Below are 6884 nucleotides of genomic sequence, written 5' to 3' on the forward strand. Positions count from 1 at the left end.
GGCGAGGTGTGACACATCGAAAAAGGGGCGTGACGACGACCAACTTCGATCGAAATCGTGGGCGAAACCTTCGGTGCCTTGGGAGCAACTCGTGCCAAGTTGGAACAATCAATGAATGCTTCGACCGGACTCCGGCTAAAGCATGCGAGCGGCCCGACCGCTTCTTCGGGTTGCGTTGTTATAGTAGCTTGATGCCTGCTGCACGGAGCGGTGGCGAGATTGCTCCATGGCTTCGGGCAGCGGGATGCCGCGGTTTGCGGCCTCGGTCAAATATCCCGACCGCAGGCCGTGCGCCGAAAACTCTCCGACCTCCAACCCGGCCAGCTCCGCCCGCCGCTTGACGATGTCGTTGATGGCGCTCGGATCGAGTGGGCGCCTGGAGACATTGCCCCAGCGATCGATTTTTCGAAACACGCTGCCCGCATCGATTTTCGCGGCAATCAGCCATGCGTTGAGCGCATCGATTGGCCGGCCGGTCAGATAGACGACCTCGTCCTGCTCCCCAGTGGACGTCTTGGTGCGGCCGAGATGGATAGCCAAAGAGGGGAGGGGAGGGCCGTCGGCCACCTCGATCGGCGTTTCGACAGATAGCTGCTCGACGCGTAACCCGGCGATCTCACTACGCCTGCGGCCGCCGGAGGCAAAGGCGACCATCAGGATCGCCCGGTCCCGGACATCGCGCAGGCTGCCGGTGGCGCTGGTCGCCAGCAGCTTTGCCAAAACATCGCCGGTAACGGCTTTCGCGCTCTTGCGCCGGCGTTGTCTCGGCACCGCTCGGATCGCCAGCCGAATGGCTGATCTAAGGGCAGGGGAGGCGAAAGCACCGTCAAGACCGCGCCATTTCGTCAGCGTCGACCAACTGGCAAGCCGCCGGCGGACGGTGTCCGGCGCATGCGGTCCGGCGACCCGAAAGAAGCCCTGGTCGCGCAGCTTTTGCCCGACGGCGGTCGGCATGCCGTGATCCGGATCCACCGCACGCTTTTCCCGATCCCACAAATGATGGGCGACGAATTTCAACAACAGGGCCTCTGGCGCCGGCCAGGGCAGGGCTTTTCCAGTCGCGGCGAGACCCCAGGCTTCGAGATAGGCAAGATCGGAGGTCAGTGCTCGAAGGGTGTTGGCGCCCGTGCCCTGGTTGACGAGATGGCGCAGCGTCTCGATGTCCCGGTCTGTGAGCAGCTCGGCGAGCTCATCGCGCCGGTCGATCGGCAGCACCGAGGCGATGGTGTCAAGCGCGTGGGCGCGGGCTTCGATCCTGGTCAGCGACTTAGCCATCAGTCGCTTCCGCGACGACATCGATCCTGGCTTTGCGTGCGGCCAGCACCGCGGCAAGGTTCGATTGGTGACACCGCTCGTAGAAGGCGCGTGTCTCCGCCTGCATGGCCTCAGGCACGGTCAAAAAATCTTGCAGCCGCAAGCCCTCTCGCTCGACAAGACCAACGACGTCCAACTCAGTCTCGCTGAGATCGGCAACGCGGTCGCGCAGCCCGGTAAAATAGCGCAGGTTCGCATCGACAACCGCCGGATCGGCGCTCTGGCCATGGGCGAGGACGACGTAGTCGGCTTGCAGGTCGCGGATGCGCTTCAGCGAGGCGACGAGCGCACACAAATCGGCGGGATCGCTGCTCCAGACTTCAGGGATAGGATGTTCGACGGCGTCGACCGCCAGGCAGGTACGGATTTCCGGGATCCATACGGCGACATGGTCCGGCGTGTGCCCCGGGGTGTGGATGAGGTCCAGGGAGAGATCGCCGCCATGGAGCGTCACGGTCTCGCCGGCGAACGTGATCGTGGGGGCGACGAGTTCGACCGCGGCGAACCGCCGTTCCTGCTTTTTCTCGCTCAGGGTTCGTAGCGCTGCCGGATCACGCAATCGCTCAAGCGCTTTTTCGTGTGCAAAGATCGGCACATACGGGCCGAGTGTTGCATTGCCCCAGAAATGATCCCAGTCCATGTGCGAATTGACGACCAGCAGCGGCCGATCTCGTATCTGCTCAGAGAGCAGGTCAAGAGCCTGTCGGCACAGGGCGGGGGTTGCCAATGTATCGACCAGGATGTTGAACCGCGCCGTCCGGATGAAGACGGCATCGACCTCGTCGGCGGCGCGCAGAACGATGATGCGATCATCCAGGCCGGGATAGGTTGCAAATTGCAGGGTCGTGTCCATCGTCTGTTTCTGGCGTCCAAACCGGCGTTTTCAGCGGCCTTGAAGACCGTGATTTGCCCCGATTTTCCCTGATTTGCGCCGCGAAATCAATCACCTGCGATAACCAGTACTTATCGATGGTTAGACCTCACGCTTCAGGTCGTTGCCGGTGACGAAATTTAGAGGTGAAATGGCTTCCGCAACGGAAAAGAACAGCGTTAATTCATATGGTTAACGAGGCGCAAACACCAGCAGCTTCCGCGAAGTTGGCGATAACGGCGACGCAGAATGAGACCATAGGCAACCGAGGCAGACCGTGCCTGCCATCGACGCGACGGCAAGCTCGGCCGGCCACTGACCGAAGCGGTATTTAAATGGAGTTCGGCCCGCCCGCTCGTTCCGGCTATGCCGCTTCCCAGACCTGGTTCAGGATTTTTGCCGCGAGCGCCGCCTTGTCCTGCGGCAGGAAGCGGCCATAGTGCTGCTGCACCACATCCGCGGTATCCTGGATCGCGTAACTCGCCTGCTCGTAGGAGCCCGTCTGCTTGAGGATATGGGTCGCCAGAATGTCACGGACATTGTGCGGCCCATGCGGCAGCAGACCCTTGATGGCGCCGCGACCGGTATAGGGATTCTAGATCCCATATCGTTGAATGCTGGTTCGCCAAGCCTCATAGAAGGTCGTGGAGTCGTATGCCGCGTCGGTACTGGTCGTCTTGACCGTCTTCACGAACAGCGTGCCGGGATCCTTCGCACCGGCGAGCAGCACACCGCGATGCCGGTCGATATAGGCGTCCAGGTATCTGTAGAGGTCGAGCAGGTCGGGCAGGATCAGCCGAAACGGTTTCTGGCCGAAGAAGGACGAGCCGGAATTCTTGAAGGCGACCGACGGAATCAGCACTTCCCAACCGCGCTCGCGGTCGCTCCAGCGTAGCTCACCGCACTTCATGTCTTCCAGCCGGCGCTCCGCCGTCGGAAAATGACCACGCGGGCAGACGCGCAGCTGCCGAAGATTCTTCTGTCGCAGCCCCAGATGAAGTCCGAGCCGGAGCATCAGGAACGAGCGGACGGCTTCCGCCGCCGGCCGCGGATATTGGTCTTCGTCCGGCATGCGCTTGAGGATCTCGTCGGTGATCTTGCGATACTCCGCCAACGGACTGTCTGCCTCCAGGATCACCATGATCGGCTCGAACGGATCGCGATGCACCCGCATGACCCGCTGGACTTCCTTCGAGCGATTGGCAGCATGCCGGCGGATGAGGCGGCGAGCGCACCGAACATCAGCCCGAGGTGCTCGACCTTCTGCGATGCCGTTTCCTCGCCCCACACGCCGTTGCGCTGAAAGCCGATCGCCGTCAGCGTCGAGGTTTTGAACCGGATCAGGTTCGGCCATCTCCATCGCCAGCCGTGGCGGCGCGTCGACCACGCCGGACAGAAGGTCCGGATCCTCATAGGATTCGTCCGCACTGCGACTGGTGCCGCTGCTTAGCACGGTAGATCGGGGAGAGAGCGATCCGCCGCCATAGGTGATGCCGGGAAAGCGGATGGCATAGCGTTGCTTGCTGGCCGCCGCCTGGTAGCGGCGGTAATCGGTGGAGCCGGAGATGATGACGCGCCGCACCCAGTCGAGGATTTCCTCGCGCCTGGAAAACGGCAGGTTGGCGAAATCGTCGGGCAGGTGCCAGGCCAGCCGCCGCCGTTCGGCAGGGCTGATATCGGCAAGTTCGTGACCACTGAGCGAGCGCGACTGATGCGGAAGCTTACCCTTGAAATATCCTGGCGTCAGTCGGTAGCGCCGCTCAATACGGGCGAGGACATCGAAACTGGCAATCGATCTCGGTGCGCGTTCACCTTGAATCCATGACAACAGAGTCTTGTGGTCGAAAGTCTCCCCGAGACGAATGATCGCGCGATAGAGCTGCCAGTAACTGTCGCCGAAGCGGCGCATCTGGTAGACGAGCGCGTCCTGAAAACTCTCGGGATCATCCGCCGCATCAAACAGCGGCTCGGGAAATTCCTGGATCGGTTTTGGCTGCGGGCCTGGCGATGCTGGGGCGGCTTGAGGCGGCGTATTGTCGCTGCCAGCCGTTGGGGCTTGCGGGTGGAGGATGCGGTTCGCGCTGGCGCGCGACGAACGGGTTTGGGCGATTTGGTTTTCGACTTGGACGGTCGAACGTCTTCCGCCACGGGCGGCATGCGCAGCCATCGGAGGATGGCGTCGAGAGCGGGGCGCAGCTGGTTTTTCAATTCCGGCGTCAAGTCGTCTCCGATCCCGCAGGCATCGGCGATGGCCGCCCAGTTGATGCGGCCATTCAGCAAGGGCGGCGACTTACGATAGATGATCAGGCTGACGAGGTAGGGCTTGATATTTCCCAGGACCCGCTTCGATGCGATCGGCGCGATACGGACTTCGCAATATTCGGAGATTTTTCGTGGAAACTGACGTGATGCAATATCTTGTTTTGGCATGCTAATATTCCTTTCGACCCCAATGCCGAGGGCGAGCGGAATTAAAAGCTCTCCTTTAACAAAGAATGTAACGTCCAGAACGAAAAGGTAGGCAGGTAACGGCTGTCGCAAAGGTCCGGTGAAGCACCCGCACACACAGCCTACTCTTCTGACGGAGCGGTAAGCCATACTGGAAATATTGTTAGCTTCGTGCTACATAATGTCAATTTCTGTAGCGTGAAGGTCTCACATGCCTACCCCACATCAACCATCGGCGGCCGTCAGGCGAGCTTTGCGAAAGCTCGGTGCGGATATCCAGGATGCTCGTCGTCGACGTAAGCTGCCGATGGCTGTGGTGGCGGAACGAGCATTTACCTCGCGCTCGACACTGCAAAAGATCGAGGCGGGCGACACGAATGTCAGCATCGGTATCTACGCGGGCGTCCTCCAGGCATTAGGGCTGCTTGACGAGCTGGCCCAGGTTGCTGACATCAGCAACGACAGTGTTGGCCAGGCGCTTGCACGTGCCGATCTGCCAAAGCGCGTTCGCTTGAAGCCAGCGTCGGGATCGTCTCGCGATGGCTGACTTCGAGGTTCATATCGACCTTACTGGAGAGACTCGTAGGCTGAAGGATCCTGATCGCTTCTCGCTGGAGCCCGCGCTCGCATTGACCCGCGGGGCCTTCGCTCCGCCGGCAGGATTGGCAACGTTCGGGTCGATTGGAGACTCTGCTCCTGATACCTGGGGGCGACGGCTTATGCAACGCGCGGAGCGTCGCAGCGCGGAACGCGAGGCGCGAGCTGTTCGCACCCTCGCCGAAAGCGACTACCTGCTGGGTGTTGCCGACGAAACCCGCCTAGGCGCGCTTCGATTCCGGCGGGTCGGAGAGGAGGTCTTCCAGGCTCCCATCCAGAACGGTGTTCCCGCCGTCATCGAGCTTGGTCGGCTTCTGCAGATCACCGAGCGCATTCTGCGTGACGAGGAGACGGACGAAGACCTCCGGCTCATTTTCGCTCCGGGTTCGTCACTGGGCGGCGCGCGACCGAAAGCCTCAGTTGTCGATCAGCATGGCCATCTTTCCATCGCCAAGTTTCCGAAGGAGACCGACGAATACAGCATGGAGACCTGGGAGGAGATCGCACTTAGGCTCGCCGATCAGGCCGGTATTGTGACCCCAAGGCACGAACTAATCGAAGTGGCCGGAAAAGCCGTCATGTTGTCTCGACGCTTCGACCGCAATGGCGTCATTCGCATTCCGTTTCTGTCGGCAATGGCGATGATGAATGCCAGGGACGGCGAGCGCGGCAGTTATCCCGAAATTGTCGATGCGCTCGCGGAGCACGGCGCCCAAGGAAAGACCGACGCCCACGCTCTTTATCGGCGGGTAGTCTTCAACGTGCTGATCTCCAATGTCGACGATCATCTGCGCAATCACGGGTTCCTGTGGCTGGGAAAGGCGGGCTGGTCGTTGTCGCCGGCCTACGATCTCAATCCCGTTCCGACCAATCTTAAGGCACGGGTGCTGACCACCAATATCGATCTCGACGAAGGCACCTGCTCGCTCGATCTCCTGGAGGCTGCATCAGGATATTTTGCGCTCACGCTTGCGCAAGGACGAACCATCATCAAGGAGGTGGCGACCGTTACCTCGACCTGGCGAGATACGGCCAAGGCGGTTGGCGCGCGCAATAGCGAAATCAATCGTATGGCCAGTGCATTCGAGCATGACGACCTGAAGCGAGCGTCTGTACTGTAATGAAGGCAGCGGCCTAGATTTAAGCGGGTATTTTCAAACGAGTCCACGCCATTGCTGTTAGCCACCCGCAAGCCGAAAATGCCCTCGCCGGTCCTTATCGCCTTCTTCGACCATCTCGCCCGGACTAGTCGCCGCAAGACGCTCAGAACATCCCACGGGATCTCATCGATATCGATGGCGATATCGGAGCCGCTACGATAGGTCGCCTCATCCAGTGCGGCGATGACCTTGGCTTCGAGGCGACCATCATAGGACGGTTCTTCATTGCCGTATTCGAAGCGCCCGCACCATACGATATGATCACGCCAGACGATGAAATGGCTGCGGCAGCCGTCCTCGCGCCATATCGACGGATAAAGCGTGCAACGCGGCGTTGGTGCGCGGATCGCTAATGGCGTTGTCGTAGGTGATCGGCAATCGCAATAACCGGTCCTCGTCACAATGCCTTTCAAGCACAATGCCTCCCGCCGCCATCGCATTGGCAAGATGAAGTTCAAGGTCACGAACTGGGCGGAATACGAGGCAGGCCTTCG

5 protein-coding genes and 1 pseudogene are annotated in these 6884 nt (G+C 60.8%); 2 read left to right on the plus strand and 4 right to left on the minus strand.

The window, feature by feature from the left end; genetic code table 11:
• Nucleotides 1-135 precede the first annotated feature (135 nt).
• From EV561_RS34460 to EV561_RS34470, 3 genes and pseudogenes are all read right to left on the minus strand, one after another.
• Nucleotides 136-1275 (minus strand): site-specific integrase, encoded by a 1140-nt coding sequence (locus tag EV561_RS34460; RefSeq protein WP_132528375.1) that lies wholly within the window; start codon nucleotides 1273-1275, stop codon nucleotides 136-138.
• Nucleotides 1268-2167: an MBL fold metallo-hydrolase gene (locus EV561_RS34465; protein ID WP_132528376.1), complete on the minus strand. Its 900-nt coding sequence runs from the start codon at nucleotides 2165-2167 to the stop codon at nucleotides 1268-1270. The genes EV561_RS34460 and EV561_RS34465 overlap by 8 nt, the downstream gene beginning before the upstream one ends.
• A 382-nt stretch (nucleotides 2168-2549) precedes the next feature.
• A pseudogene (locus EV561_RS34470) lies at nucleotides 2550-4615 on the minus strand (hypothetical protein).
• 229 nt (nucleotides 4616-4844) lie between these two features.
• Between EV561_RS34470 and EV561_RS34475 the strand changes: the two are divergent.
• Both EV561_RS34475 and EV561_RS34480 read left to right on the plus strand, forming a co-directional pair.
• Nucleotides 4845-5180, plus strand: coding sequence for a helix-turn-helix transcriptional regulator (locus tag EV561_RS34475; RefSeq protein WP_132528377.1), 336 nt, complete (start codon nucleotides 4845-4847; stop codon nucleotides 5178-5180).
• Nucleotides 5173-6351: a HipA domain-containing protein gene (locus EV561_RS34480; RefSeq protein WP_132528378.1), complete on the plus strand. Its 1179-nt coding sequence runs from the start codon at nucleotides 5173-5175 to the stop codon at nucleotides 6349-6351. Before EV561_RS34475 ends, EV561_RS34480 begins: the two co-directional genes overlap by 8 nt.
• A gap of 300 nt (nucleotides 6352-6651) precedes the next feature.
• Here EV561_RS34480 and EV561_RS37475 read toward each other — a convergent pair.
• Nucleotides 6652-6884, minus strand: a 233-nt coding sequence (locus EV561_RS37475; RefSeq protein WP_165928021.1) for a hypothetical protein, incomplete at its 5' end; no start/stop codon positions are given.

Origin of the sequence: Rhizobium sp. BK376, from assembly GCF_004341625.1 — a bacterium.
Lineage (GTDB): Bacteria > Pseudomonadota > Alphaproteobacteria > Rhizobiales > Rhizobiaceae > Rhizobium.